The sequence below is a fragment of the Vicinamibacterales bacterium genome, assembly GCA_036496585.1.
Lineage (GTDB): Bacteria > Acidobacteriota > Vicinamibacteria > Vicinamibacterales > 2-12-FULL-66-21 > JAICSD01.
In genome coordinates, this window is sequence record DASXLB010000073.1 from 41,599 (window position 1) to 66,283 (window position 24,685).

The following is a 24,685-nucleotide window of genomic DNA, read 5'->3' on the forward strand; positions in this document are numbered from 1 at the left end:
GTGTTCATCCGTGGCATTATTCCAGCATGAAACACCGTCTGCTCGCGCTCGCCGCGACGGCTCTGGCCTCGTTCGTCGCCGCCCCTGCCGCGCAGCAGGGGCCGCCGCTCTTCGCGACCGGGCTGCCGAAGGACGAGTTTGCCGCCCGCCGCGCGACGCTGATGCAGCGGATCGGCGACGGCGTCGCCGTGCTGCAGGGCGCCGCCGAGACCGCGTCGTACGAGAAGTTCCGCCAGAGCAACCAGTTCTACTACCTGACCGGGGTGCCGACGCCGCGGGCGATCGCGGTCATCGACGGGCTCACGAAGCGCAGCACGCTCTACCTGCTGCCGACCAACGCGGCGATGGAGCGCTCAGAAGGACCGTTGCTCGGAGCCGGGCCGGCAGCCGAGCGGCTCACCGGCTTCGAGCACGTGGAGGACCGCGACCAGTTCGATCGAACGGTGGCGACACTGGCGGGACGGCGCATCTACACGACGGTCCGCGGTGAAACCGTCCTGATGGGGACGCCGGATCATTCGGAGCTGCACAGGCGCGCGCGCGAAGCGGATCCGTGGGATCTGCAGGGATCGCGCGAAGCCTACTTCCGTCAGAAGCTGGGGGAGAAAGCGCCGGGCGCGACGTTCGAGAACCTCGACGAGATCCTCGACGAGATGCGGATGATCAAGAGCCCGCGCGAAATCGCGCTGCTGCGCGAATCGTCGCGGATCGCCGGCCTGACGATGATGGAGGCGATGCGATCGGCCGAGCCGGGCATGCACGAGTACGAGATCGAGGCGATCGGCGACTACATCTTCAAGCAGCACAACGCGCAGGGGCCTGCCTACTTCGGCCTGGTCGCGGCCGGAAAGAACGCCGCCTGGCCGCACTATCACGCCGCGCAGTCGGCACTCACCGACGGCGACCTGGTGCTGATGGACTATGCGCCGGACTACCAGTACTACACGTCCGACGTGACGCGCATGTTCCCGGCGAACGGCAGGTTCAGCGCCGATCAACGCGAGCTCTACGGCATCTACGTCAAGCTCTATCGGGCGATCATGACGTCGATCAAGCCTGGGCCGACGCCGCCGATCTTCCAGGAGATCGTCCGGAAGATGGACGCGCTGATGGCGTCGTATCCGTTCACCCAGGAGAAATACAAGGCCGCGGCGACGCGTTTCGTTGACGGGTACCGCAAGCGCGCCACCAGCACCGCGGCGAATCCGCCGACGCTCGGCCACATGGTCGGCATGGAAGTGCACGACGTGCAGCGCGGCTTCACGCAGTACGAGCCCGGCATGGTCTTCACCATCGAACCGGCCTTGACGATTCCCGAGGATCGCGTCTACATCCGTCTCGAGGACATGCTGGTGATCACGCCGGCCGGCTACGAGAACATGTCGGCGTTCGCGCCGATCGAGATCGACGCGATCGAGAAGCTGATGGCCGAACCCGGGATGGCGCAGCTGCTGCGCAAGCCGGCCTCGACGCGGTGAGCCGGTTCTTCCCCGCGCTTCTCCTGGCGGCGCTGGCCGCCTGCAGCCATGCGCCGCAGGCGCCGGTGGAGCGCCGCTCCATCCTGCTGGTCACGATGGACACGACGCGATTCGACGCGGTCGGCAGCGGCCGCGCCGGCGACAACGGCGCGTTCAAGGCGCTCGAGGCGCGCGGCCGCCGGTTCACCCAGGCATACGCCGCCGTGCCGGAGACGCTGCCGTCGCACACGTCGATCATGACCGGCCTCTATCCCGGCGGCCACGGCGTGCATCAGAACGCCCGCTACGTGCCGGCCTCGGTGCCGCTCGTCGCCGAACAACTGCAGCGCGCCGGCTATCGCACCGCCGCGTTCGTCTCCGCGTTCGTGCTGAACCGCCGCTTCGGTCTCGCCCGCGGCTTTAACGTCTATGACGACACGATGCCGGCGGGCCGCGACGAGCGCAACGCCCTCGAGACGACCGACGCCGCAATCGCGGAGCTGGCGAGGCCCCTGGCCGCCGGTGCGCCAGCCGCGCAGCCGCGTTTCGTGTGGGTGCACTACTACGACCCGCACGCCCCCTACGATCCGCCATCCGGGTTCCGGCGCGATCCGCCCTACCTGGGCGAAGTCGACTTCATGGAACAGCAGCTTGGGCGCCTGCTGCAGGCGTTCGAGGCCGCGTCCGGGCCCGCGGCTGCCGAGATCGTGGTGGCGGATCACGGCGAGGGCCTCGGCGAACATGGCGAGGCGGAACACGGGCGTCTCCTGTATCAGGCGACGCTGCACGTGCCGCTGGTGATCGTGGGGCTTGGCGTGACGGCCGGCGAGGCCAGCGGCGTGCCGGTGAGCACGCGCCGCGTCTACGACACGATCCTCGACCTCGCCGGTGAGCCGAACGCGCGCAGCCTCCGCGCGGCGGCGGCCGAGCCCGTGCTCGGCGAGGCGATGAACCCGTTTCTCGAAAACGGCTGGCAGCCGCAGGTGATGACCGTCGCCGGTCGCTACAAGGCGATTCTGTCGGCGCGGCTCGAGACCTACGATCTCGACGCCGATCCCGCGGAAGCGCGCGATCTCGGCTCCAGCGTGTCGCTGCCGTCAGGCGCGCGCAAGGGGCTCGAGGACTATCCGATTCCGTCCCCGGACGCCGCGCATGCGCCGGCGGCGCTCGACGCGGAGGCGGCGCGCCGGATCGCGGCGCTCGGCTACGTCGCCGGGGGCGCAGCGCCGGTGGTCCGCAAGGACGCGCCGCGCCCGGCCGACATGATCGCGCTCTTTCCGGTCATGGATCGCGCGGCGGCGCTGTTCGGCGCTGGTCAGTACGCGAACGCGATCCCCGTGCTGCGGCAGATTCTCGCCGCCGACCCGCACAACCTCGACGCCGTGCTGCGGCTGGCGACCTGCTATTCGTCGCTCGGACGTGACGCGCTCGCCGTCGAGACGTTCCGGAAGGCGGCCGCGATGGCGCCGGACTCGCAGGACGTCCGTACGTATCTGGCGCTGCACTACGCGCGCACGAAGGACTGGGAACAGGCCGTGCCGCTCCTCGAACAGGTCGTCAAGGAAAGTCCGGATCGCGCGACGGCGGTCGACGCGCTTGGCGCGTTGAAGGCGCGCCAGGGGCTCGCGGCGATGAACCGCGGCGACACGCCGGCGGCGCTCGCCGCGTTCGAGCAGGCGCGGCAGCTGCAGGGATCCGCGTTCGTCCACGACCTCGAGCTCGGCGTGCTCGCCATGGACGCGCGCCGCTTCGACGAGGCGCGGGCCGCGCTCGATCGCGCCCTGGCGAAAACGCCCGGCGACCCGATGGCGCTCTTCAAGCGGGCGCAGGTCAGCGTGCTGTTGAAGGAGCCAGACAGCAGCGCCCGGATCGCCGCCGCCCGCCAGAAGGCGGACGCGACGACCCGGGCGCTCATTGAACGCGAACGGTTGTTTCGCTAGAACCGGAGTCGCAGCGTCATCTCGAGACGCCGCGGATCGTAGTAGTTGTCCGGCAGACCGTAACCGGCCGCGTTGAAGTTCGGCTGGATGTTGTAGCCGGTCTGGCTGTTGAACACATTGTAGAGATAGAACACGGCGGCCCCGTGGAACCGGTTCAGGAATGGAATGTCCTGCGTGTAATTCAGATCGATCTGCGAGTGCGAATCCGAGCGATGGCTGCCGGACGGCTCCGCATAGCGCGCCGTGTTGCTCACGCTCGTCGTCAGCGCCGCGTAGGGCAGGTAGCTGTGCGTCTCCCAGGGCTGGCCGGACTGCGTCGTGAAGAAGGCGCCGAGCGAGCCGTTCCAATGGAATGAGTAGGTGCCGAACAGCTTGGCCGAGTAGGGACGATCGCCGCGCAGAGTCCCCAGCTTGTTGTCCCACAGCTGGCGGCCGGGACCGTCGCCGATGTTCGACGATCCGATGAAGATGTTGGCGTCGTTGGACTCGGCTGTCGACGATGCGTCCTGATCGAAGTTGCCGTAGTAGCGGCTCCAGGTCAGCGAGCCCTGCGCCCAGAGGTGGCCCTTGCGGTATTCCGATTCCACCGTCAGTTCGCGGTAGTCGGTGAACGCGCCGTCGAGGTCGGCGATCACGTAAGCGTTCCCGCCGTTGGCGATCCCCAGCTGCGCGAGCTGATCCGCGAGATTCGCGATGTAGGGCGTTTGTGGAATCGCCGCGCTGGTGCCGGGCACCGTCGTGACCCCTTCGTTGTAGAGCACACGCGACATGTTCGGCGTGTCTTCCCAGTAGTGCGTGCCCTTCCGGTAACGGAAGTAGGCGCGGCCCGAGAGCGCCGGTGAGAACTGGCGCGCGGTACCGATGAGGAACTCGTCATACCGTCGCGGCGTCATGTCCGGCACGAACAGCTTGCCCGTCGACGAGGCGACCGACTCGACCGCGAAGAGATTGCCGTTGGCGTCGAAGTCGGCGTTCTGCGTGACCTCGAGGTTCCGGTCCCAGGAGGCGGCGCGCGGCAGCGAGCTGGCGGCCGGGTTGTAGCGCGCGTAGCTCGCGTAGATCGTGTCCTTGCCGTTGTACGCCCACGTCGTGCTGAGGCGCGGCTGGATCATCTTGCTCCAGGGAACGTTGTATTCCTCGTACTTGCGTCCGGCCGAATCGGTGGCGGTTGACTTCACGAAGCCCGAGAGCGTGGACCCATCGCTGTTGAGTCCCTGGCCGTAGAGCGTGTCGTTGCTGAAGACGGCGCCGACGTTGAACGTCCAGTTCTTCCAGTTGACCGTATCGTTCGCCTCGAAGCTCTTCGAGTGATACTCCGAGTGGATGACCGGCGTCACGCCGACGCCCTGCGCCTGATAGGTCGCCTGGTAGTAGATCGGCTGTCCGGTCGCGCCCGCCGGAAAATTGACGGTCGCGGCAGGAACGGAAATCGATCCCCAGCCGTTCGAGCTGCGGTCGAGGTCCTCGGAGTCGATGTAGCCCTGGAACCCGCCGTGCAGGTTGTGACGCATGCCCCCGGCGGTCAGCGACGTGTCGATCGTGACCTGGCCGGCGTCGCGGAAGAAGTTGTCCCGGTCGATCAAAGATCCGAAACCGACCAGACCGCCGCCGGTCTGGGCGCCAGCCGTCGGGCAGGAGCCGGCCGCCGCCAGCGCTGCCGTGCACGCGAAACCGTATTGATTGATGATCGGCGCGACGAACGCGTTCTGCGCGGCGTTGCCCGCGATGGCCTTCGGCACGGTCACGAGCCCCAGTTGATTGAGATTCGCGACGTCGAGATGGGTGCCGGGCGTGGTGTTGATGACGGCTGACGAGGGGTTGTCGGGAATGCCCTGCGTCGGGTTCTCGAAATGCGTGTACTTGAAGCCGATGACCGTGTTGCTCCGGACGATCCACGACCCGTCCGCGGTGCCGATCTTCTGCCACGCCTCGTTGCCGGTGCCGGCGGTGGGCGCCGTGAACGCGCCGAACGTCGTTCCCTGATCGAGGCGGTGGGAATCGCGGTAGCTCAGGTTGACCAGGGTCGAACTGGTCGGCGTCAGCGTGAGCTTGCCGAAGCCTTCGTTGCGCGTGCTGTCGTAATTGGGCAGCGTGCCGTAGGCGTTCGACGCGTTCTGACGCGTGACCGTCGGCCGGTAGTACGACCCATAGACGAACGCCTTCGACGGCACGATCGGTCCGCCGCCGTTGAGGTCGGTCCAGTAGCGATGCTCGTCGTACTTCGACGTGCTGGTGTTGATCTGGTCGGCGGCCATCCCGGGCGTCTGGAAGCGGAACTGCGCCTCGCCGGTGAACCGGTTCGTGCCGGACTTGCTCACCGAGTCGATGTTGAACCCGCCGGCGCGGTTGAAGTCGACGGCCTTGGCGCCGCCCTTGACGACCGTGAACTCGGCGATGTCGAGCGACGAGGGCTCGGCCGACAGCGTGCCGAACAGCGGCAGCGTGACGTTGACGCCGTCGAAGTTGTAGACGTTGTCCTGGCCGCTGGCGCCGGCGCTCGGCCCGCGGACCGCATCCTGGGTGTACATGACGCCCGGGATCAAGTTGATCAGATCGCGATACTGCGTGCCGACCGGCAGCCGCTCCATTTCCGAGGAATTGAGGCCGCTGGTGATCGCCGCCGACGTCTTGTCGGCGTAGGTCGTTTGCGCCGTGACGGTCACCGCCTCACTGACGCCCTGGACCGCGAGCTTCGTGTCGACCGAGGTGACCTGTTCGAGCTGCACGTCGGCTTCGCGCGAGACGGTCTGGAAGCCGGAGAGCGTGAACGTGATCGTGTAGTGGCCCGGGGGCAGCAGCGGCATCACATAGATGCCGTCGGAGCCGCTCACGGTGGTGCGCGGCGTGGGAAGCACGTTGGATTTCGCTTCCACAGTGACGCCCGGCAGGACCGCGCCGCTCGAATCCATGACCTTGCCCTGAGCCGAGCCGGTCTGCTGCGCCAATGCCGACGCAGCGGGTACGATGAATATCGCTAGCAGGAATAAAGACGTACGTACGAACACACGCACAGATGGCATCCGGGTCCTCCTCCTCCGTCGGGCGCGAACGGCCGCGATCGTATCACGCCACGCTGGCGTTGGCGTGCACGGCGGCGCCGAGCAGGCCGGCTTCGGCGTTGAGGATCACGGCGACCGGAATCGTGGCGACGAGATCGACCATCGGTGTCTTGGCGCGGAACGCGTCCATGAAACGTCCCTGCCGGATCGTCGGCAGCAGCTTCGGTGCGATGCCGCCGCCGACATAGATGCCGGCGGTTGCCTTGGTGCGCAGCGCGAGGTTGCCCGCTTCGGCGCCGTAGGCCTCGACGAACATCTCCAGCGCCTCGCGGCATTGCGCGCACTGTCCGGCGGCCCCGGCCCGCGCGATCGCGCCGGGCAGATCGGCGGGGTCGTCGATCGTGCCGACCGCGGCGCAGGTGCGCGCCGGCACGAACGCGGCCGGCGACAGGTACGTCCGGTTGCCCCACGCGTCGTGCGTGAACTGGTAGACGTTGACCAGGCCGGGACCGCAGACGACGTGTTCGACGCTGCAGCGGCCGTAGACGCGGGTGATCGCGGCGAGCATCTCGATCTCGCGCGGCGTCCGCGCGCCCCAGTCGGCGTGCCCGCCCTCGGTCGCGCCCGGCAGGAACCGGCCGTCGACGTTCAGCAGGAACGCCTCGCCGAGTCCGGTGCCCGCGGCGATCACCGCAGCGTTGCCGTCGGCGAGCGGCACGCCCTGCTGCAGGTACTCGAGCTCCGCTGGCGCGAGCACCGAGACGGAGTACGCCATGGCTTCGAGATCGTTGAGGATATGCACGCGCGGCAGCGACGCCTCGTGGCCGATCGCCTCGCCGTCGACGAGCCACGGCACGTTGGTCAGCCGCGCGATGTTGTCGCTGACCGCGCCGGCGACGCCGAAACTCGCCGCCGTGACCGCCCGCGGCTCGACCCCTTCCGCCTTCAGGAATTCGCGGATCATCGGGACGATGCTGTCGTAGTCGAGCGTGACGAACTCACCGACCTCGATCGGCGACGGCCGATCGGCCGCGTCCGCGAAGAGTCCGAGCAGCGTCTTGGTTCCGCCGACGTCAGCAGCGAGCAGCACGGCCCCTATTATGTGGAAATGTGGAAATGTGGGGATGTGGAAATTTCCACATTTCCACGTCCCCGCATTTCCACATTGACTTTGGCCGATCGTTGGACCAATGTGACCGAGAATGTCGGTCGGCGTCCGGGACATTCGCCATCTCTATCCCCGCATCACCGAGAACCATCTCCGCTATCTGGAGAAGTGGGGACTCATCAGACCGGCGCTTGCGCGCCGCGACGGCGAGTTCACGTTCACCGAGGTCGCGCGCATCAAGCAGCTCGCGGCGGAGCTCGAACGCAGCGTGCCGCTGAAGCAGGCGCTGCGGGCGCTCAACGCCGATCACCAGGGGCAGCTCGAATTCGACTTCCACGCCTCGAATGCGACGCCCGCGAAGGTGGTCGCCCTGCCGGCGCCCCATCAGCGGCGTCCGCCGGAGCGGGCCACGCCGGTGCCGTCGGCGGTGGGCGTGGCGTATCCCTTCTCGGATCCGCAGGCGGCGCTCGCCGCGAAATACTTCATCGAGGGCTCGCGGCTCGACGACGGCGACGAGTCGAAGATGGAGGAAGCGGCCGCCGCCTACCGCAAGGCGCTGGTGATCGACCCCGAGCTGGTGCCGGCGATCGTGAATCTCGCCAACATCCATTACGGCCGCGACGAGCTGATCGAGGCGCAGGCGCTCTACGAACGGGCGATCGCGCTCGATCAGGATTGCTTCGAGGCGCACTTCAACCTCGGCAACATCCACCACGATCTCGGCCGTTACGAAGATGCGCTCGTCTGTTACCGCGACGCGGTCGCGCTCAGCCCCGGCTACGCCGACGCGCACTTCTATCTGGCGGTGACGCTCGAGAAGACCGGGCATTCGCCGGAGGCGAAGCCGCACTGGCGGACGTATCAGGAACTGGCGCCGGAAGGCGAGTGGATCGAACTAGCCCGGGAGTTTTCGGAATGACGGCGGGTCGCCCGTTGTCATTGGCTCAATAGCCGGCGCGCTCAGTAGCCGGCGCGCTCCGCGGCCCAGTCCCGCTTCTTCGGGGTCCGCCGCAGCTTGTAGTACGCGCACTCCGGGCACCACGAATCAGCCTTGAACCCTTCCTTCCCGGCGAAGGGGAGCACATCGCGGTGGGTGCAGAACTCGCCGTCCTCGGGCGCCGCCCGCCAGCGGCATGACTTGAACTTGAGCACCGCGGCGCCGACCTGCGTGTCGGCCGGCGGCGTCGTCTCGGCGGGCGTGTCCTGCGGGATCGGGGAGGGCGAAGGGGGAAACGGGTTCATCGGGTCCATGGTCATTCAGCGTTGCGGGCGTCCAGCTCCGACCCGAACGACCGCTGCAGCGCCTCGAGGGCGCGCAGCTCCTCGGGAGCGACCAGCGTCAACGCGGTGCCGGTGGCCGCCGCGCGGCCGGTGCGACCGACGCGGTGGACGTAGGTTTCACGGGATGACGGCACTTCGTAGTTCACGACGTGCGTGATGCCGTCGATGTCGAGTCCCCGCGCGGCGACGTCGGTGGCGACGAGGACGTGATACAGCCCGCCGCGGAAGCCTTCCACGGCGGCGGTGCGCTGCTGCTGGGTGCGATCGGCGTGCAGCGCGGCGGCGCGGATGCCGAATCCCTGCAGCTGGCGCGCCAGCTTCTCGGCGCCCGACTTGCGCTGCATGAAGACCAGAATCGGTCCGGGCGTGCGGCGGCAGAACTTCGCCAGCCACTCGGTCTTCTGTGCTGCCGGGACGTTTTCCACTTCGTGCGTAATCGAGCGGGCCGGGCCGCCCGCCGATCCGATCTGCACGTACTGGGCGTTGCGGACCACTTCGGTGACGAGCTTCATCACCTCGTCGGGCATCGTCGCCGAGAAGAGCAGCGTCTGGCGCTTCTCGGGCGGCGGCAGCGTCTGCGAGATACGGCGGACGTCGGGCCAGAAGCCCATGTCCATCATCCGATCCGCCTCGTCGAGCACGAACGTGTCGACGCGCGAAAAGTCGACGGCGCCGCTCCGCTGATGATCCATCAGGCGGCCGGGGGTGGCGACGACGACGTCGACCCCCGCCTTGAGCGCGCGTTCCTGCTGGCCCATCTCGACGCCGCCGTAGACGGCGATGCTGGTCAGATTCGTGTGGTAGGCGAAGCCCTGCACGTCGTCTTCGATCTGCACGCAGAGCTCGCGGGTCGGCGCGAGGATGAGGACGCGCGTGGAGCCGCGTTCGTCGGGGTTCTGGGCGCGCGCCTTGAGCAGACGGTTGAGGAGCGGCAGCACGAACGCGACGGTCTTGCCGGTTCCCGTGTCGGCGCAGCCGATCACATCGTGGCCGGCCAGCGCGATCGGAATGACGGCGCTCTGGATCGCGGTCGTCTTCTGGAACCCGCGCACCTCGACGCCTTCGAGCAGCGAGGGCTCCAAGCCGAGCGAGTCGAAGGGCACCGGCGCGGGATCGTAATCCGCCTGAGGACGGTCGGTCGCCTGTGGCCGGGACGCCTGGAAATGGCTGCGTGGCGAACCCTGCGCGCCCTGGCCGCGGCGCGAACTGCCGCGGCGGCGTCGATGGGGCTGGCCGGATGAGGCTGTATGGGAATTCACTGCGGTCAGCGAGCGCGGAAAGTGATGATGCCGCGAACGGGATCGTAGGGAGAGACTCCCACCGTGACCCGATCCCCGGGCACCACCTTGATCCGGAAGCGGCGCATCCGGCCGCTCAATTGCGCAAGGACTTCATGGCCCTGGTCGCACTGCACACGGTAGAGCCCGCCGCTGTGTACAGCGACGACCGTACCCTGCACATCAATCAGATCATCCTTGCTCAAATCCTGTCCTTTCTCATCCAAGAAGTATGCCACACGCGGCGGCAGATCACAAGGCGAGGACTGCCTGCCGCACACGTTCGGCCAGTGCCCCGTAGTCATTGCCAGTCAGCATGATAGGCGGTCCAAATGCACACGACGCCTGCCCGCGGGTCGGCCAGCGGGCGTTGGGAGCCAGGATTGTATCGAGCCCCGTCAGCCGGACCGGCACGACCGGAACGCCCAGCCGCGCCGCGATCATCCCGACGCCCGGCAGAAACGGACCGATGCTCCCGGTCGGGTTGCGGCGCCCCTCTGGAAAGATGAGCACCGACACCTCATCTTCGACAAGCTCGCCGATATACCGCAGCGTCTGCCGCGTGCCGGCCGATCCCTGGGTCAGCGGAAACGCGAAGAAGAAGAACGACGACAGGTAGTAGTTCAACGAATTGGTGAACCACGCCATCCGGCTGTGACGCGTGGGAAAGAAGTGCGCGTCGAAGAACTCCTTGCTCATCGCCGGGGAGACACGATAGCGCCAGCGCGGCGGCAGCGCATTGAGGATCACCGGTGTGTCGAAGTGGCTCTGGTGGTTGGCCGCGAAGATGGCGGCCCCGTCCAGACCAGCCAGATGTTCGACCCCTGTCACTTTTACCCGCGCGAATATGTGCGCGAGCGGCAGGATCCACGTCGGCAGGCTGGCGCGCCGGATCGCACGCACCGGCAGCGATCGGTTCCAGGCCGGGAACGTGATCTCCGCGGCCGCCGAGGTGGTCTGACCCCCGTCTGACCCCAGTCTGACCCCGGTCTGACCCCAGTCGGGCGGCGCGACCATCGTCTCGAGCTGCGCGACGGTCGTCGACGGTGCAAACGACGTTTCGTCGATCGTCGTCTGAAAGGCTTCCTCGAGCGCCATCATCAGCTCGACCCGCTCGAGCGACGTCAGGCCGAGCTCGTCGATCGTGGTCGCCGGCGCGAGCGTGCGTCCTGGAGCGAACCGGGCCAGCACGTCTGAGACGCTCCTGCGGTTCGGCCCCGGTGTCTTCTCCGCGGCGGCGGCGAGGCCCGTGCGCTGCTGCTCGAGCCACGTCTTCAGCTCCCGCCGTTTCAGCTTGCGCGTGCCTTCCGTGCGCGGCAGTTCCGCCGCCGGCCAGATGGCAGCCGCCCGGATCTTCTGATGATCCCCGAGCGTGGCGTTCGCGGCGCGGACCACGGCGTCGGGATCGGTGCCTGGGGCGAGCAGCAGGATGGCCTGCACGCGCTCGGCGGTGCTGCCCGCTACCGGCGCGCCGACGACCGCCGCGTCGACGACGCCCGGCTGCTCGTTGATCGCGCGCTCGACATCCTCGGGAAACACGTTGAGCCCTTCTGGCGTCACGATCATTTCCTTCTTGCGTCCCCGGATGTGCAGCTGTCCCTCGGCGTCGAGCTCGCCGATGTCGCCGGTGTGGAACCAGCCGTCCTCGAACGCGTCGCGCGTGGCCTCCGGCGCGTTGAAGTAGCCGGTGGTGACGTTGTCGCCGCGCACGAGGATCTCGCCGTCGGCGGCGATCTTCACTTCGACTCCGGCGATCGGCTTGCCGACCGCCCCGCGCCGCGCTCGCAGCGGATGGTTCAGCGTCACGATCGGCGCGGTCTCGGTGAGGCCGTAGCCCTGGACCACCACGAAGCCGAGGCGTCCCCAGAACGCTTCCAGATCGGGATCGAGCGGCGCCGCGCCGACGACCATCGCCCAGAACTTGAACCCGAACATCCGGTGGATGCGCCGGTACTTCCACCAGCGCTTCATCCAGTGCATTCCGGGCGGCGGCGTGTCGCCGGCCTCAGGGGCCACCCGCAGCACGTGCTCCTTCAGCACCTCGAGCATCTTGGGCACCGACACCAGCACCGAGACGCGGCGCGACTTGATCTGCCCGATGATGTCGCCCGGCGCGTAGCTTCGCGTGAACACCACGACCCCCGAGAGCATCGGCGGCACGAACGTCGCCATCGCCTGCCCGAACATGTGGCTGAGCGGCAGCAGGTTCAGGAATCGAATCGGCCGGAACGGGATCGTATACTTGCGGTACTTGGCCATCTCCCGTTCGATCGGGACGATGTTGGCGAGGATGTTGCGGTGGGTGAGGACGACGCCCTTGGGTTCGGCGGTCGCGCCCGACGTGAAGATGATCTCGGCGGTGGTCCCACTGTCGAGGTCGGGGGCGGGAGCCTGGAGGATCGCTTCCGGAACGCCTGCGGCGGTTCGGAACTGTTCGCTCAGCGTCCACGGCGCCCAGCGGCCGGGAATCGCCGCGGCGTCGACGGTGTCGCCGACGAGAATCGCCTGCGCGTCCACGATCGCGGCCACCTTCTCCAGGAACCCCGCCGAGGCGCGGTAGTCGATCGGCACCATGACGACGCCTTCGAGTAGGCAGCCCCACATCGCGGCGATCCATTCCGGCCGGTTCTCGCTCCAGATCACGACGTGGGCGCCTGGGGCGATGGCGGCGGCGCGGAGGCGTGCCGCGAAGGTGTGCGCGGCCGCCGCCAGGTCGCCGTAGCTCCAGGTCCACGTGCGATACCCGTCGTCGTAGACGAGAAACGGCGCGGCCGACGTCGCGGCGTTGCCGGTGACGTCCGCGAAGAAGTCGATCAGCGTGCGCCTCGTCATCGCGTCCTGAATTATGATGGAAAACTTGCGCGTGACGGACGCCTGCGTCCGTTCACGACGGCCGGGCGAAGGTGGAACAATGCGTGTATTTCTAACGGGTGGGACCGGATACGTCGGCTCGGCGGTGCTGGACGCGCTCGTGCGGCAGCAGCATCACGTCGACGCGCTGGTCCGCAACAGCGAAGGGGCGGCCCGCGTGCAGGCGCGCGGCGCGCATCCGATCGTCGGGGATCTGACGAACGTGACGTCCTGGCGCGACGCGGCGGCGGCGAGCGATGCCGCCGTGCACACCGCCGCCGAGTACAGCGCGCGCCAGCGCGAGTTCGACGCGCTCGTCATCGACACGCTGGCGGCCCTGCCGCCGCGGCCCGGACGCGCGATCGTCTACACCTCGGGGATCTGGGTACTGGGTGCGGCGCCCGAGCCGATCGACGAGACGGCGCCGCTCAATCCGGCCGAGATCGTGGCGTGGCGCCCCGCGCATGAGCTTCGAGTCCTGGGCGCCGCCGCCGGCGGCGTCCGCGCCGTCGTGGTCCGCCCGGGCATCGTCTATGGCGGCTCGCGCGGCATCGTCGGCGACCTGCTCAAGGACGCCGCCAACAGCCTCGTCCGCGTCGTCGGCAGCGGCGAAAACCACTGGCCGCTCGTCTACGACCGCGATCTCGGGGAGCTGTATGCGCGCCTGGTCGGCACGCCCGAAGCCTCCGGCGTGTACCACGCCACCGACGGCGGCGGCGAGACCGTCAACGAGATCGTCGCGGCGCTCGTCGAGCACGCCCCGACGCAGCCGAGCATCCGGCACGTGCCGCTCGCCGAAGCGCGCAAGAAGATGGGCCCGTACGCCGACGCCCTGGCGCTCGATCAGATCGTCCGCAGTCCGCGCGCCCGGGCGCTCGGCTGGGCGCCGACCCTGCATTCGGTCGCGGGCAACGCGGCGCGGCTGTTCGAGGAATGGCGCCGCGGCAAGGCGGCTTAGGGAATCCGGTGATTTCGGTAATAGCGTGATTGGAGGAGAGATGAAACGGCGTCAACACTCGGTGGTCCTCGTCTTCTCGGCGGCGATGGCGATCGCCGCGCCGGCATTGGCTCAGACCAAGGCCGCGGCCGATCCGCATGCGGATCACGCCATGGAGATGCAGGCCGCCGCGCCGGCGACGGTGGCGCCGCGCAATCCCAATCTGCCGCCCTCGGGCGATTTGCCCGGCGACAAGGACGCGGAAGTCAAGAAGCAGCTCGCCTCGTCGCCGCGCAAGTCCGAGTGGGTGAGCATCAAGGCCAACGGCCCGACGCCGCTCAAGTCGTACATCGTCTATCCGGAGCGCAAGGACAAGGCGCCGGTGGTGATCGTCGTCATGGAGATCTTCGGGCTCACCGACTGGATCCGCGGCGTCGCCGATCAGCTCGCGAAGGAAGGGTTCATCGCCATCGCCCCCGACTTTCTGTCGGGCATGGGGCCCAATGGCACCGGCAGCGCGGAGCTCGGTGAAGACGGCGCGCGCGGCGTGATCGGCAAGGTCACCGACGAGGACAAGGTACGGATCCTGAACGACGTCCGCGCGTATGCGCTGGCGATGCCGGCGGCCAACGGCAAGGTCGGCGTCGTCGGCTTCTGCTGGGGCGGCGGCACCGCGTTCCTCTACGCGCGTAAGCAGCCGGCGCTCAACGCGGCCGTTTCCTACTACGGTCCGATGCCGGCCGATGCGGCGGAATTCGCGACGACCAAGGCGCCCGTCCTCGGCCTCTACGGCGGCAACGACGCCCGCGTCGACGCCAACATCGACAAGGCCAAGGAAGGCATGGCCACCGCCGGCGCGACCTACGATCCGCACATCTTCGACGGAGCCGGACACGGCTTCCTCCGCCAGCAGAACGGAACCGGCCAGGGCGCCGGCAACATGAAGGCGGCCGAGCAGGCGTGGCCGCTCACCGTCGAGTGGCTGAAGAAGAACACGAAGTAGGAGACCGCGCATGTTGAAAGTCTTCGCGCTCGCGCCGGTGGTCCTGTTCGCGGCGGCGTCGGCCGTCGCGCAGACGGCGGCGAAGCCGTCCCAGGACGTGCACGCCGACCACATGATGATGGACATGGGACAGCAGGCCGCGCCCGCCGCGACGGCCGCTCGTCCCGACAATCCCGCGATTCCGCCGGCCGACGCCGCCTCGGCGGATCGGCTCAAAGGCTCGTCGCGGCACGGCGAGTGGATCGATATCAAGATGCCCGCAGGTCCGCCGCTGCGAAGCTTCGTCGTCTATCCCGAGCGTAGCGACAAGGCGCCGGTCGTCCTCGTCATCCACGACATCTTCGGCATGGGTGACTGGGCGCGCGCCGTCGGCGACTCGCTGGCGCGGGACGGCTTCATCGCGGTCGTCCCCGATCTGCTCTCGGGGAAGGGTCCCAACGGCGGCGGCTCCGAGGAGCTCGGGCAGAACGTCGGCCAGGCAATCCGCACGCTGACACCCGACGACGTGAACGCCCGGCTGAACGCGGCGGCCGCTTACGGACGGTCGTTGCCGTCGGCCAACGGCCAGACGGCCGTCATCGGCTTCTGCTGGGGCGGCAGCGCCAGCTTCAACTACGCGATCGCGCAGCCGGATCTCTTCGCCGCGGTCGTCTACTACGGCACGCCGCCGACGAAAGCCGTCGACGGCAAGCAGGTCGTCGATCCGGAACCGCTCGCAAGAATCAAAGCGCCGATCATCGGCTTCTACGGCGGCAACGACGCCCGCGTGACCTCGACCGTCGAGCCCACCACGGCCGAGATGAAGAAGCTCGCCAAGGTCTACGAACCGCACGTCGAAGACGGCGCCGGCCACGGGTTCCTCAAGGGGCAGGCCCAGAGCGACGCGAACGCCAAGGCGGCGCTCGACGCGTGGCCGTTGACGATCGCGTTCCTGAAGAAGTATTCGAAGTGAGCGCCGGCCGGAGCTGACGCTCCGGCCTACTTCAAAGAAATTCCGCCGCTCAACACCATCAGCGTCGTCCGCGGCTCGAGCTGGATGTTGTTGGCCAGCGAGGCCGGCTGCTCGGCGATCGAATACCACCGGACTTCCACCGAAAAGGCGACGTGGTTGTTGGCGAACCAGCGGGCGCCGGCGCCGTAGGTCAGCGTCGAGCGGGCGGGCGCGTTGCTGGCGGGCGCGTCGGCGCGATCCAGATACAACCGTGAACGCCCCCCGATGCCGCCGCTGATGTAGCTCCAGCCGTTGCGGTGGCCGAAGTTGAAGGAGATCTCCGGGTCGATCGACCGGAAATGCCGCTGCACGGTCGGACTCGTCGTCATCGAGCCGTCCGTGTTGGTTGTTTCGATCGTGTCGTGGCCGCCGGCGGCGAGGAACGTCCCGCCGAATCCGATCTTGATCTTGCTGCCGCGCAGCACGTAGACGTGGCCGCCGCCGACCAGGCCGAAGGTGTGCGCCGGCAGGTTGCCGGAGGCGACGTCGAGCTCGGTCGCGACGGAGGGTTCGTTCTTGTGCTTCGCGTAGAGGCCGTGCACGTCGAAGACGAACGGCGGGAGGGCCTCGTCCTGCTGCGCGGCGGCCGGCGCGGCCAGCGCGACGAGCAGGGCGAACGGCGAGGCGATTCTAAACAGCCGCAGAAACGCGTGTCCGGTGCTGGCGTCCTTCTTCCGTCCGTCGATCACCGCCATCAGTATAGCCGCCGCTCGCGGGCCAGCCGGCGCGCCAGCGCGAACGCGGCGTCGAAGCCGGTGACGCCTCCGTCGAGCTGCCGCTCGTAGACCTCGCGCAGCAGCTCGCCGAGCGCCGGCCCCGGGCTCACGCCAAGCTCCACGAGGTGGCGTCCCTTCACGAGCGGCGGCGGCGGCGCGTGCTCGACACCGAGCTGGCGCGCACGCGCGACGAACCAGTCCATGGCGGAGCAGTCGAACCCGCCGCCGCGCCCTTCGCAATCGGCGCGCGCGACGATCGCCAGCAGCTCGAGGTCGACCCGCTGCGCGAGGCGGCGGAACGCGCCGTCGCCGACCGGCGGCTGCGCCTTGGCGAACATGCCCGGCTTGAGATGGTTGGCGACGATCCCGAGCACCTCGCGGCGGACGTCGAAGCCGTTCATCGAATGCACGTTGAGACGGTCGAGCAGTGCGGCGGCGGGTGGGACGCCCTGCTCCTCGTGCTCGAGCGAACGGATGCGGCCGTTGACCAACGCCGTGGTCGCGGGCTTGCCGAGATCGTGGCAGACCGCGGCGAGCATCACCGTCACCTGGCGGGGGTGATCCAACCCGTCGATCCGCGCGCGCGCCTGATCGATGACGAGGAGCGTGTGGACCCAGACGTCGCCTTCCGGATGCCACTCGGGCTCCTGCGGACAGCCGACCAGCGCGTCGAGTTCCGGGAAGAGCCGCTCGACGACGCCGAGCTCGAGCGCCAGCGCCAGGCCGATCGACGGCCGCGCGGCGCGCAGCAGCAGCTTTTCGACCTCGCTCCAGATCCGCTCGGCCGGCAGATCGTCGAGCGGGATGCGGCGGCAGAGCGCCTTCGCCTCCTCATCGAGCGTGAAGCCGAATCGGGCGGCGAACTGGATGCCGCGCAGGACGCGCAGGCTGTCGTCGGCGAACGTCGCCGGGTCGACGACGCGAAGGCGCCGACGCGCGATGTCGCCGCGCCCGTCGAACGGATCGAGGTACTCGCCGTTCAGCGGATCCCACGCGATCGCGTTGACGGTGAAATCGCGGCGCCGCGCCGCGTCCTCGACGCGCATCGCCGGATCGCCGCTCACGGTGAAGCCCTTGTGGCCGCGCCCGGTCTTCGATTCGCGCCGAGGCAGCGAGACGTCGATGTCGCCGATCTTGTAGACGGTGAAGCTCTCGCCGACGGTATTCACCGATCCGAACTGCTGGAGAATCTCGCGCAGCGGTTCGGCGGCGACGCCGTAGACCTCGAGATCGACATCCTTCGACGGCTGCCCCATCAGCCGATCGCGGACCCAGCCGCCGACGACCAGGGCGCGGCCGCCGGCGTCCCGCACCGCCGCCGCGATGCGATCGACGATCACCGATCCCTCGCGACCCGGAAGCCGTAGTCGGTGTAGCGGAAGGACGGATCGATCTTGCTGCGCGCGGCGCAGCGGCTGATGGTCACGGCGTGGCGCCAGGATCCGCCGCGCGACGTCCGGCGCTGCCCGGTCGGCGGCCCGGCTGGACTGTCGGCGGGAGAGACGGCGTAGTAGTCGGCGGCGTGCCAGTCGGCGCACCATTCGTGGATGTTCGCGGCGATGCCGTGGAGGCCGTACGGATTGGGTGCCCCGAGCGTCACGGGCCACGGGCCCGGCAGGGGGCCGCGGCCGTTGTCGGGAATCCAGGACGGGATGTCGTCGCCCCAGGGGAAACGGGCGCCGTCGACGCCGCCGCGCGCGGCGCGCTCCCACTCGGCTTCGGTCGGCAGCCGTTCGGCCGAGCCGCAGGCAGTCCGCCACGCGCAATAGGCGGCGGCGTCGTGCCAGCTGACGCCGACGACCGGAAGCCGATCGCCGGCGAAGGCCGCCGCGTGCCAGTCGCGCGGCGGCTCGTGCCGCGTGTCGCGGAGGAACTCCGCGTACTCGCCGCGCGTGACGGCGCAGGCGGCCATGTCGAACGCGGCGATCCGCACGCCATGCACCGGACGCTCGTCGTCCTGCCCCGCGTCGCTGCCCATCAGGAACGCGCCGCCCGGAATGGTCACGAACCCCGGCGTCATTCGCCGCTCGTGGTGTCGCCTGGCAGCGCGTTGCGCCGGCGGCCGTACTTGCGCACGAAGCGATCCGTGAGGCCGGGCGCCAGGGCGTTGAGCAGCGTCAGCCCTCGCGACATCCGATGCGGATAGACCTCCGGGCGCGGCCGCCGTACACAGCCGACGATCGCCGCGGCGACGACGTCGACCGACTGCTTCGGGCCGAGCCCTGAGATGCGGTATCCGTAGTCGCGGGCCATCGCGTCGGTGAACTCGGTCCGCGTCGACACCGGATACACGCAGCTCACGTGAATGGGCGTACCGGCGAACTCGGCGCGCAGCGACTCGGCGAGACCGGCCTGCGCCGCCTTGGTGGCCGCGTAGCCGCCCATTTCCGGAATGCCGCGGCGCCCGACGATCGACGAGATGAAGATCAGGTGACCGGACTGCTGCCGCCGGAACACCGGCAGCGCCGCCGCGGCGCCGTAGAACGTCCCCATGTAGTTCACGTCGATCATGCGCCGCATGACGGCCGGCGGCGTCTCGTCGATCGGCGCGTAGTAGCCGAAGCCGGCGTTGCAGATCATCACGTCGAGCCGTCCGAACTCGCGGATGGCCGTCTCGACGAGTGCCCGCACGTCGGACTCGCACTCGACGTCGACGCGGGCGACGGCCGCGCGGCCGCCGGCGGCGCGGATCCGATCCGCCGTCGCCTCGAGCAGCGGCACGCGGCGCGCGCCGAGCACGACCGCCACACCCTCGCGCGCCAGGTGCGTCGCACAGGCGAGGCCGATGCCGGAGGAGGCGCCGGTGATCGCCGCGACGCGGCCGGACAGGGACATCAGCAGATAGTATTACGGTGGACACGCCGCAGCGATGCCACTGCACATGGACCCCGCGATCCGCCTGCTCCGCGATCTCGTCGCGATCGACTCGGTGAATCCGTCGCTCGTCCCAGGCGCGGCCGGCGAGGCGCAAATCGCCGACGCCGTCGCCGCGCACATGCGTCGCGCCGGCTTCGACGTCGAGCTGCAGGACGCCGCGCCGGGACGCCCGAACGTGATCGGCGTGATCGAAGGGCGGACGCCCGGGCCGACGCTCATGTTCTGCGGCCACCTCGATACCGTCGGCGTCGAGGGGATGGCCGCTCCGTTCGATCCGATCGAGCGCGACGGCCGCCTGTATGGCCGCGGCAGTCAGGACATGAAAGGGGGCGTCGCCGCGATGGTCGACGCAGCGCGCGTGGTGGCGGCGGGCGGGCTCGACTCGGGCCGTCTCATCGTGGCCGCCGTCGTCGACGAGGAGTACGCCAGCATCGGCGCCGACACGCTGGTCACGCGGTGGACAGCCGACGCGGCGATCGTGACTGAGCCGACGAATCTGCAGATCGCGATCGCCCACAAGGGGTTCGCGTGGCTGGAAGTGGTCACCAGAGGACGCGCCGCGCATGGCAGCCGCCCGGCCGACGGGCGGGACGCGATCGTGCGGATGGGGCGTGTGCTGGTCCGTCTCGAGCAACTCGATCGCGCGCTGGCGTCGCGCGCCGGCCATCCGCTGCTCGGCGCGCCGTCAGTGCACGCCAGCCTGATCGAGGGAGGACGCGAGTTGAGCAGCTATCCGGATCGCTGCGCCCTCCGGCTGGAACGGCGGACGATTCCGGGCGAGACCGATCGCATGGTGGCCGACGAGATACAGGCGCTGCTCGCGGCGCTCGCCGGCGAGGATCCCGAGTTCGAGGCGACGCTCACGCCACTGATGGCGCGGCCGGCGTACGCGATCGCGCCCGACCACCGCTTGCCGCAATCGCTGGCGCGGGCGTCGGGCGCGACGGAGTTCGCGGGGATGTCCTTCTGGACGGATGCCGCGGTGCTGGGGAGCGCCGGGATCGCCTCGGTGCTGTTCGGGCCGGGAGGCGCCGGCCTGCACGGCACCGAGGAGTACGTGCTGATCGCTGACGTGCTGCACTGCCGCGACGTGCTGGCCGCGCTGGCGCGATCGTGGTAGCGGTCAGGCCGTCTTGCGCAGCACGAGACGCTGCGGCACCAGCATGTGGCGCCGGCGGTCGCCCTCGTAGCGCCGACGCGGTCCGCGGCCGCTGATTTCCCACCCAGGACTGTCGTGCCCGCACGACGTGCAGCGCATCATCACGCGGTTGCCTTCGAAGTGCAGGACCGCGTCGTGGCCGCGCAGCGCGCAGAACCACTGTCCGGCGCGCATCGCGGCGCGCGACAGGAACGTGGCTGCCAGCTCGGTGTGGCCCGTGTGATCCGCCGCCGTGGTCGCCGTGAGCTGCTGGGGATAATTAGTCACCATTGGAGCGTCACCCTTTCACCTTGGGACGCCGGTTCAACTGCCCGGGGTTCCGTCCCTCGACCTCAGGGGTATCAAGGCCCGTGCCACGGCTGGGCCTTGGAGGCGCAACCTCAACCGGTGGAGATAGTTAGACGCCGGACTGGGCCCGCGGGCCCGTGGCGGGTGTGTACAAGCCGCCTCAAATCAATACTGGCGGCGGAACTCTCGCTACACAGGGAATGGAAGGCGGCGACCTTAGTCTGCCGCGTGGCCACCCTTCGTCTGCAAATCAGCTATCGCTCGCCGGCAATTCCCCGGATCACGAAACCGACATTGGCGGGGCGTTCACCCAGCCGACGCATGAAGTAGGGGAACCATTCACGGCCGAACGGAACATAGACGCGCACACGCGATCCCTGCGCGTGCAGCGATGTCTGCAGATCGCGGCGGATGCCATAGAGCATCTGAAACTCGAATCGATCCGGGGCGATGGATCGTTCGCGCACGAATTCGTCAGCGGCGGCGATCATCGCCGGATCATGCGTCGCGATTGCGGGATACGCGCCGTCGGCGAGCAGCATCCGCATGATCCGCACGAACGCCGCGTCGACGTCCGCTTTGGCCTGGTGGGCGACGTCGCGCGGTTCCTTGTAGGCGCCCTTCACCAGTCTGACGCGCGCGCCCAGGCTGTTCATGCGCGCGGCGTCGGTTTCACTGCGGCGCAGGCAGGACTGCAGTACCACGCCGGTGTTGCGGTAGCCCTGCTGCCACATCGTCTCGAAGACGTCGAGTGTGACGGCCGTGTAGGGGGAGTTCTCCATGTCGATGCGCACGAAGAACTGCCGCGCCGCCGCGGCGTCGAGGATCCGGCGCAGGTTGTCGACCGAGGTGGCGCGATCGATCGTCAGCCCGAGCTGCGTCAGCTTGAGCGACACGTTGCGCTCGATGCCGGCGGCGGCGATCTGCTCGAGCACGCCGAGGTAAGCCCGGGTCGCCGTGTCGGCTTCGGACATCGACGCGACGCTCTCGCCCAGGTAGTCGAGCGTGGTGGTGAGGCCGGCCGCCTGGATGACGCGGCAGGCGTCGATGGCCTCCTCGACCGTCTCGCCGGCGATGAAGCGCCGCGCGAAGCCGCCGCGGCGCATGCCGTAGCGCGACGCCAGCGATTTGAGCGTCGTGCTGCCGGCGAGCAGGTGGAAGCCGGTCTTGGAAACGGTCTGGAGCATCAGTGCGTGCGCGCGCGGCGCGGCACGAGGAGGTGCTGGATGGTGCGCGCGTAGTAGCGCAGCACCGTCCGCTCGCGGACGCGGTAGCGCCCGTCGCGTTCGACGTGGATGATGTTGCGCGCGGCGAGCACCGGCACGCCGGCCTCGACGGCCTCGCGGCCGCTCGCCACCGCCAGGTTGCCGCCGGCCTGCGCGAGCGCGTCGACGAGCGCGTCGGCGCGCGCCTCGAGATCGCGGCGCGAGGTCGACGGCCGCATCGCCGCGGCGACGATGGCGGTCGGCAGCACCTTGTAGAGCAGCCCGATCGTCTCGCGGATCTGGTGGGCCAGCGACATCACGTCGCGCCGCGCTTCGGCGTCGAAGCCGGCGAGCGGCACCGGCCGCCCGAAGCTGACGAAGGCGCGCGTCTGGTAGCCGACCGCGTAGCGGATCATTTCGGCGACTTCGCGCGCGAACGGCTTCGATCGGCGGCTGGTGGCCGCGTGCGACAGGATGTGATCCTCGAGCACCAGATCGTAGGCGACCGCCATCGGCACCACGACCGCGCCGTCGACGTCGGCCTGCACCGCGGCGTGCAGCAGTCCGGTCTTCGGCGCCTTCAGTTCGCCGCTGTAGCTGCGGCCCCCCTCGATGTAGAAGAGCAGGTCGCTCCGCTGCAGCTGCTCGGCGACGTAGGCCTTGAGCGTGACGAGATACGCGGGGTCCTTGGTATTGCGGCGGATCGGGATGGCGCCGGTGACATGGCGGTGCAGCAGCCCAAGCGGTCCGCCGAACAGGTTGATGCCGGCGGCCGTGATCGGCGGCCGGATCCCCGCGTCGTCCAGCACCAGCGGCTCGACCAGGTAGTCGAGATGGGACTTGTGGTTCGAGACGTAGATGACGCGTCCGGCGCGGGTCGCCGCCTGCGCGACGTCGACGTGCTCGTCGATCCGCTCGACCTTGCGCAGAATCGGGTAGAGCGGGTGCTTGAGCGCGCGGTAGATGGGATAGCGCTGCGTCGTGCGCAGCTCGTCGAGATAGGACTCGATTCGCTCGCGCGCCTCCACTTCGCTCTGGCCGTGACCGCCGCGCAGATATCGCGCGACGTCCTTGCGGGCGAGCACCGCCTGGGTGATGTCGTCGGGAATCACCTGCCGGGATTCTATCAGGTCTCGATCTCGCGGCAGATGGCGTCGGTGAACTCGGTGGTGCTGGCCGTGCCGCCGAGATCGCGGGTCCGCGCGGCGCCGGCCGAGAGCACCCGCATCAGCGCCGCCCGGATGCGATCGGCGGTGGCCCGCTCCCCGAGGTGGTCGAGCATCAGCAGCCCCGACAGCAGCAGCGCCGTCGGGTTGGCGACGTTCTGGTTGGCGATGTCGGGGGCGCTCCCGTGCACCGCTTCGAACACCGCCGCGGCGGTGCCGATGTTCGCGCCGGGGACGACGCCGAGGCCGCCGACCAGCCCGGCGCACAGATCCGAGACGATGTCGCCGTAAAGATTCGGCAGCAGCAGCACGTCGAGCTTCTCGGGGTGCATCACCAGATGCATGCACGTCGCGTCGACGATCCGTTCGTCGTAGGCGAGATCGGGGAACCCCGCCGCCACCGCGCGGCAGCTCTCGAGGAACAGCCCGTCGCTGAGCTTCATGATGTTGGCTTTATGAATCGCCGTGACCCGCGCCCGTCCGGAGCGGCGCGCGTGCTCGAAGGCGAACTGCGCGATCCGCGTCGACGCCTTGGCCGTGATGATCTTCAGGCTCTCGACGACGCCCGGCACGATCTGGTGCTCGAGCCCGGCGTAGAGATCCTCTGTGTTCTCGCGGACGATGATCAGGTCGACGTCCTGGAACCGGCTGGGTACGCCGGCGAGATTTTTCACCGGCCGCAGGTTGACGTAGAGATCGAGCGCCTTGCGCAGCCCGACGTTGACGCTGGTGAAGCCTTCCGCAATCGGCGTCGTCACCGGCCCCTTCAGCGCGACGGTGTTGCGCCGCACCGAATCGAGGAGCTGCGCCGGCAGCGACTGGCCCGACGCCTTGAAGGCGCTGAGGCCGGCGTCCTGCCGGTCCCAGTCGATGGCGAGTCCGGCCGCAACGAAGATGCGCACCACCGCCGCCGTGACCTCGGGGCCGATCCCGTCGCCGGGAATGAGCGTGATCGTATGAGCCACTAATCCTCCGCCAGACGTTCGGCGAGCAGCGCCGCCACCTGCTCGAGCAGCCGCCGATCCACGTCCGTGAAGGCGGCCGCGGTATCGCTGTCGATGTCGATCTCGCCGAGCACGGCGTCCCCTTCGAGAATCGGCACGACGATTTCCGAGCGGGTCTCGAGGCTGCAGGCGAGGTAGCGCGGATCCGCGTTGACGTCGTCGACGACGATCGTCTTTTTTTCGGTCGCGGCGGCGCCGCAGATGCCGCGGCCGAGCGGAATGCGCGTGTGCGGCGACGGCTTGCCGAGAAACGGCCCGAGCACCAGCTCGTCGCCGTCGAGCAGGTAGATGCCCACCCAGGCGTAATAGGGCATCGCGTCCTTGAGGAGCCGGACCGCCTGCTGCATCGCGGCTTCGGCAGCTGGCGCGGCCGCGACGGCGGATCGGATCGCCGTCAGCAGATCGGCGCGATCGGTATCGGTCATCG

The 24,685-nt window shown here is 68.9% G+C and carries 22 protein-coding genes; 7 read left to right on the forward strand and 15 right to left on the reverse strand.

Features of this window, described 5'->3' with window-relative positions; all coding sequences use genetic code 11:
• The first annotated feature begins 26 nt into the window (after positions 1–26).
• Positions 27–1,478, forward strand: a complete 1,452-nt coding sequence (locus VGI12_21145; GenBank protein ID HEY2435190.1) for a Xaa-Pro peptidase family protein — start codon at positions 27–29, stop codon at positions 1,476–1,478.
• Positions 1,475–3,397, forward strand: a complete 1,923-nt coding sequence (locus VGI12_21150; protein ID HEY2435191.1) for a sulfatase-like hydrolase/transferase — start codon at positions 1,475–1,477, stop codon at positions 3,395–3,397. Before VGI12_21145 ends, VGI12_21150 begins: the two co-directional genes overlap by 4 nt.
• On the opposite strand, the gene VGI12_21155 is transcribed toward VGI12_21150, so the two are convergent.
• Both VGI12_21155 and glk read right to left on the reverse strand, forming a co-directional pair.
• On the reverse strand, positions 3,394–6,417 hold the full coding sequence (locus VGI12_21155; protein HEY2435192.1) for a carboxypeptidase regulatory-like domain-containing protein: 3,024 nt from the start codon (positions 6,415–6,417) through the stop codon (positions 3,394–3,396). The two genes, VGI12_21150 and VGI12_21155, sit on opposite strands and share 4 nt — an antisense overlap.
• A gap of 43 nt (positions 6,418–6,460) precedes the next feature.
• Positions 6,461–7,486: a glucokinase gene (gene glk / locus VGI12_21160; GenBank protein ID HEY2435193.1), complete on the reverse strand. Its 1,026-nt coding sequence runs from the start codon at positions 7,484–7,486 to the stop codon at positions 6,461–6,463.
• Positions 7,487–7,598: 112 nt separating this feature from the next.
• On the opposite strand from glk, the gene VGI12_21165 reads away from it, so the two are divergent.
• Positions 7,599–8,423, forward strand: coding sequence for a tetratricopeptide repeat protein (locus VGI12_21165; protein HEY2435194.1), 825 nt, complete (start codon positions 7,599–7,601; stop codon positions 8,421–8,423).
• A 41-nt stretch (positions 8,424–8,464) separates the two neighbouring features.
• Here VGI12_21165 and VGI12_21170 read toward each other — a convergent pair whose 3' ends face one another.
• From VGI12_21170 to VGI12_21185, 4 genes are all read right to left on the reverse strand, one after another.
• Entirely contained in the window at positions 8,465–8,755 is a 291-nt protein-coding gene (locus VGI12_21170) for a hypothetical protein (GenBank protein ID HEY2435195.1), read from the reverse strand.
• Between the two features lie 2 nt (positions 8,756–8,757).
• Complete coding sequence (locus VGI12_21175) at positions 8,758–9,888, reverse strand: DEAD/DEAH box helicase (GenBank protein HEY2435196.1); 1,131 nt, start codon at positions 9,886–9,888, stop codon at positions 8,758–8,760.
• Positions 9,889–10,049: 161 nt separating this feature from the next.
• Positions 10,050–10,301, reverse strand: coding sequence for a translation initiation factor IF-1 (gene infA, locus VGI12_21180; protein HEY2435197.1), 252 nt, complete (start codon positions 10,299–10,301; stop codon positions 10,050–10,052).
• Positions 10,302–10,314: 13 nt separating this feature from the next.
• On the reverse strand, positions 10,315–12,894 hold the full coding sequence (locus VGI12_21185) for an AMP-binding protein (protein HEY2435198.1): 2,580 nt from the start codon (positions 12,892–12,894) through the stop codon (positions 10,315–10,317).
• A 79-nt stretch (positions 12,895–12,973) separates the two neighbouring features.
• Here VGI12_21185 and VGI12_21190 point away from each other — a divergent pair, with 79 nt between their 5' ends.
• From VGI12_21190 to VGI12_21200, 3 genes are read left to right on the forward strand one after another with little or no spacing between them, the layout of a single operon-like run.
• The gene (locus tag VGI12_21190; protein HEY2435199.1) at positions 12,974–13,870 is read left to right on the forward strand and encodes an NAD-dependent epimerase/dehydratase family protein; all 897 of its coding nucleotides are present in this window, start codon (positions 12,974–12,976) and stop codon (positions 13,868–13,870) included.
• 40 nt (positions 13,871–13,910) lie between these two features.
• Entirely contained in the window at positions 13,911–14,852 is a 942-nt protein-coding gene (locus VGI12_21195) for a dienelactone hydrolase family protein (GenBank protein ID HEY2435200.1), read from the forward strand.
• A 10-nt stretch (positions 14,853–14,862) separates the two neighbouring features.
• Entirely contained in the window at positions 14,863–15,804 is a 942-nt protein-coding gene (locus VGI12_21200) for a dienelactone hydrolase family protein (protein HEY2435201.1), read from the forward strand.
• A 26-nt stretch (positions 15,805–15,830) separates the two neighbouring features.
• On the opposite strand, the gene VGI12_21205 is transcribed toward VGI12_21200, so the two are convergent.
• Genes VGI12_21205 through VGI12_21220 form a run of 4 tightly spaced genes read right to left on the reverse strand, consistent with a single transcriptional unit; the run spans position 15,831 to position 19,394 of the window.
• Entirely contained in the window at positions 15,831–16,532 is a 702-nt protein-coding gene (locus VGI12_21205) for an outer membrane beta-barrel protein (GenBank protein HEY2435202.1), read from the reverse strand.
• A 5-nt stretch (positions 16,533–16,537) separates the two neighbouring features.
• Positions 16,538–17,899 (reverse strand): HD domain-containing protein, encoded by a 1,362-nt coding sequence (locus VGI12_21210; GenBank protein HEY2435203.1) that lies wholly within the window; start codon positions 17,897–17,899, stop codon positions 16,538–16,540.
• Entirely contained in the window at positions 17,896–18,579 is a 684-nt protein-coding gene (locus VGI12_21215; GenBank protein HEY2435204.1) for an SUMF1/EgtB/PvdO family nonheme iron enzyme, read from the reverse strand. Before VGI12_21215 ends, VGI12_21210 begins: the two co-directional genes overlap by 4 nt.
• Entirely contained in the window at positions 18,576–19,394 is an 819-nt protein-coding gene (locus VGI12_21220) for an SDR family oxidoreductase (protein ID HEY2435205.1), read from the reverse strand. The genes VGI12_21215 and VGI12_21220 overlap by 4 nt, the downstream gene beginning before the upstream one ends.
• Before the next feature lie 34 nt (positions 19,395–19,428).
• Here VGI12_21220 and VGI12_21225 point away from each other — a divergent pair, with 34 nt between their 5' ends.
• Positions 19,429–20,556 (forward strand): M20/M25/M40 family metallo-hydrolase, encoded by a 1,128-nt coding sequence (locus VGI12_21225; protein HEY2435206.1) that lies wholly within the window; start codon positions 19,429–19,431, stop codon positions 20,554–20,556.
• 3 nt (positions 20,557–20,559) lie between these two features.
• Here the strand turns inward: VGI12_21225 and VGI12_21230 are convergent, their stop codons facing one another.
• The 5 genes from VGI12_21230 to VGI12_21250 form a co-directional block, all read right to left on the reverse strand.
• Positions 20,560–20,862: a hypothetical protein gene (locus VGI12_21230; GenBank protein ID HEY2435207.1), complete on the reverse strand. Its 303-nt coding sequence runs from the start codon at positions 20,860–20,862 to the stop codon at positions 20,560–20,562.
• A 275-nt stretch (positions 20,863–21,137) separates the two neighbouring features.
• The gene (locus tag VGI12_21235; protein HEY2435208.1) at positions 21,138–22,070 is read right to left on the reverse strand and encodes a proline dehydrogenase family protein; all 933 of its coding nucleotides are present in this window, start codon (positions 22,068–22,070) and stop codon (positions 21,138–21,140) included.
• The gene (locus tag VGI12_21240) at positions 22,070–23,200 is read right to left on the reverse strand and encodes a 1-acyl-sn-glycerol-3-phosphate acyltransferase (protein HEY2435209.1); all 1,131 of its coding nucleotides are present in this window, start codon (positions 23,198–23,200) and stop codon (positions 22,070–22,072) included. Before VGI12_21240 ends, VGI12_21235 begins: the two co-directional genes overlap by 1 nt.
• A 14-nt stretch (positions 23,201–23,214) precedes the next feature.
• Entirely contained in the window at positions 23,215–24,219 is a 1,005-nt protein-coding gene (locus VGI12_21245; protein HEY2435210.1) for an isocitrate dehydrogenase (NAD(+)), read from the reverse strand.
• Positions 24,219–24,683 (reverse strand): GAF domain-containing protein, encoded by a 465-nt coding sequence (locus VGI12_21250; GenBank protein HEY2435211.1) that lies wholly within the window; start codon positions 24,681–24,683, stop codon positions 24,219–24,221. The genes VGI12_21245 and VGI12_21250 overlap by 1 nt, the downstream gene beginning before the upstream one ends.
• Between the last annotated feature and the right edge of the window lie 2 nt (positions 24,684–24,685).

Coding starts and splice junctions, on each gene's coding strand:
- VGI12_21145 (HEY2435190.1), top strand. CDS start 27: ATGAAACACCGTCTGCTCGCGCTCGCCGCGACGGCTCTGGCCTCGTTC.
- VGI12_21155 (HEY2435192.1), bottom strand. CDS start 6,417: ATGCCATCTGTGCGTGTGTTCGTACGTACGTCTTTATTCCTGCTAGCG.
- VGI12_21165 (HEY2435194.1), top strand. CDS start 7,599: ATGTCGGTCGGCGTCCGGGACATTCGCCATCTCTATCCCCGCATCACC.
- VGI12_21170 (HEY2435195.1), bottom strand. CDS start 8,755: ATGGACCCGATGAACCCGTTTCCCCCTTCGCCCTCCCCGATCCCGCAG.
- VGI12_21185 (HEY2435198.1), bottom strand. CDS start 12,894: ATGACGAGGCGCACGCTGATCGACTTCTTCGCGGACGTCACCGGCAAC.
- VGI12_21190 (HEY2435199.1), top strand. CDS start 12,974: ATGCGTGTATTTCTAACGGGTGGGACCGGATACGTCGGCTCGGCGGTG.
- VGI12_21195 (HEY2435200.1), top strand. CDS start 13,911: ATGAAACGGCGTCAACACTCGGTGGTCCTCGTCTTCTCGGCGGCGATG.
- VGI12_21200 (HEY2435201.1), top strand. CDS start 14,863: ATGTTGAAAGTCTTCGCGCTCGCGCCGGTGGTCCTGTTCGCGGCGGCG.
- VGI12_21215 (HEY2435204.1), bottom strand. CDS start 18,579: ATGACGCCGGGGTTCGTGACCATTCCGGGCGGCGCGTTCCTGATGGGC.
- VGI12_21220 (HEY2435205.1), bottom strand. CDS start 19,394: ATGTCCCTGTCCGGCCGCGTCGCGGCGATCACCGGCGCCTCCTCCGGC.
- VGI12_21225 (HEY2435206.1), top strand. CDS start 19,429: ATGCCACTGCACATGGACCCCGCGATCCGCCTGCTCCGCGATCTCGTC.
- VGI12_21235 (HEY2435208.1), bottom strand. CDS start 22,070: ATGCTCCAGACCGTTTCCAAGACCGGCTTCCACCTGCTCGCCGGCAGC.
- VGI12_21250 (HEY2435211.1), bottom strand. CDS start 24,683: ATGACCGATACCGATCGCGCCGATCTGCTGACGGCGATCCGATCCGCC.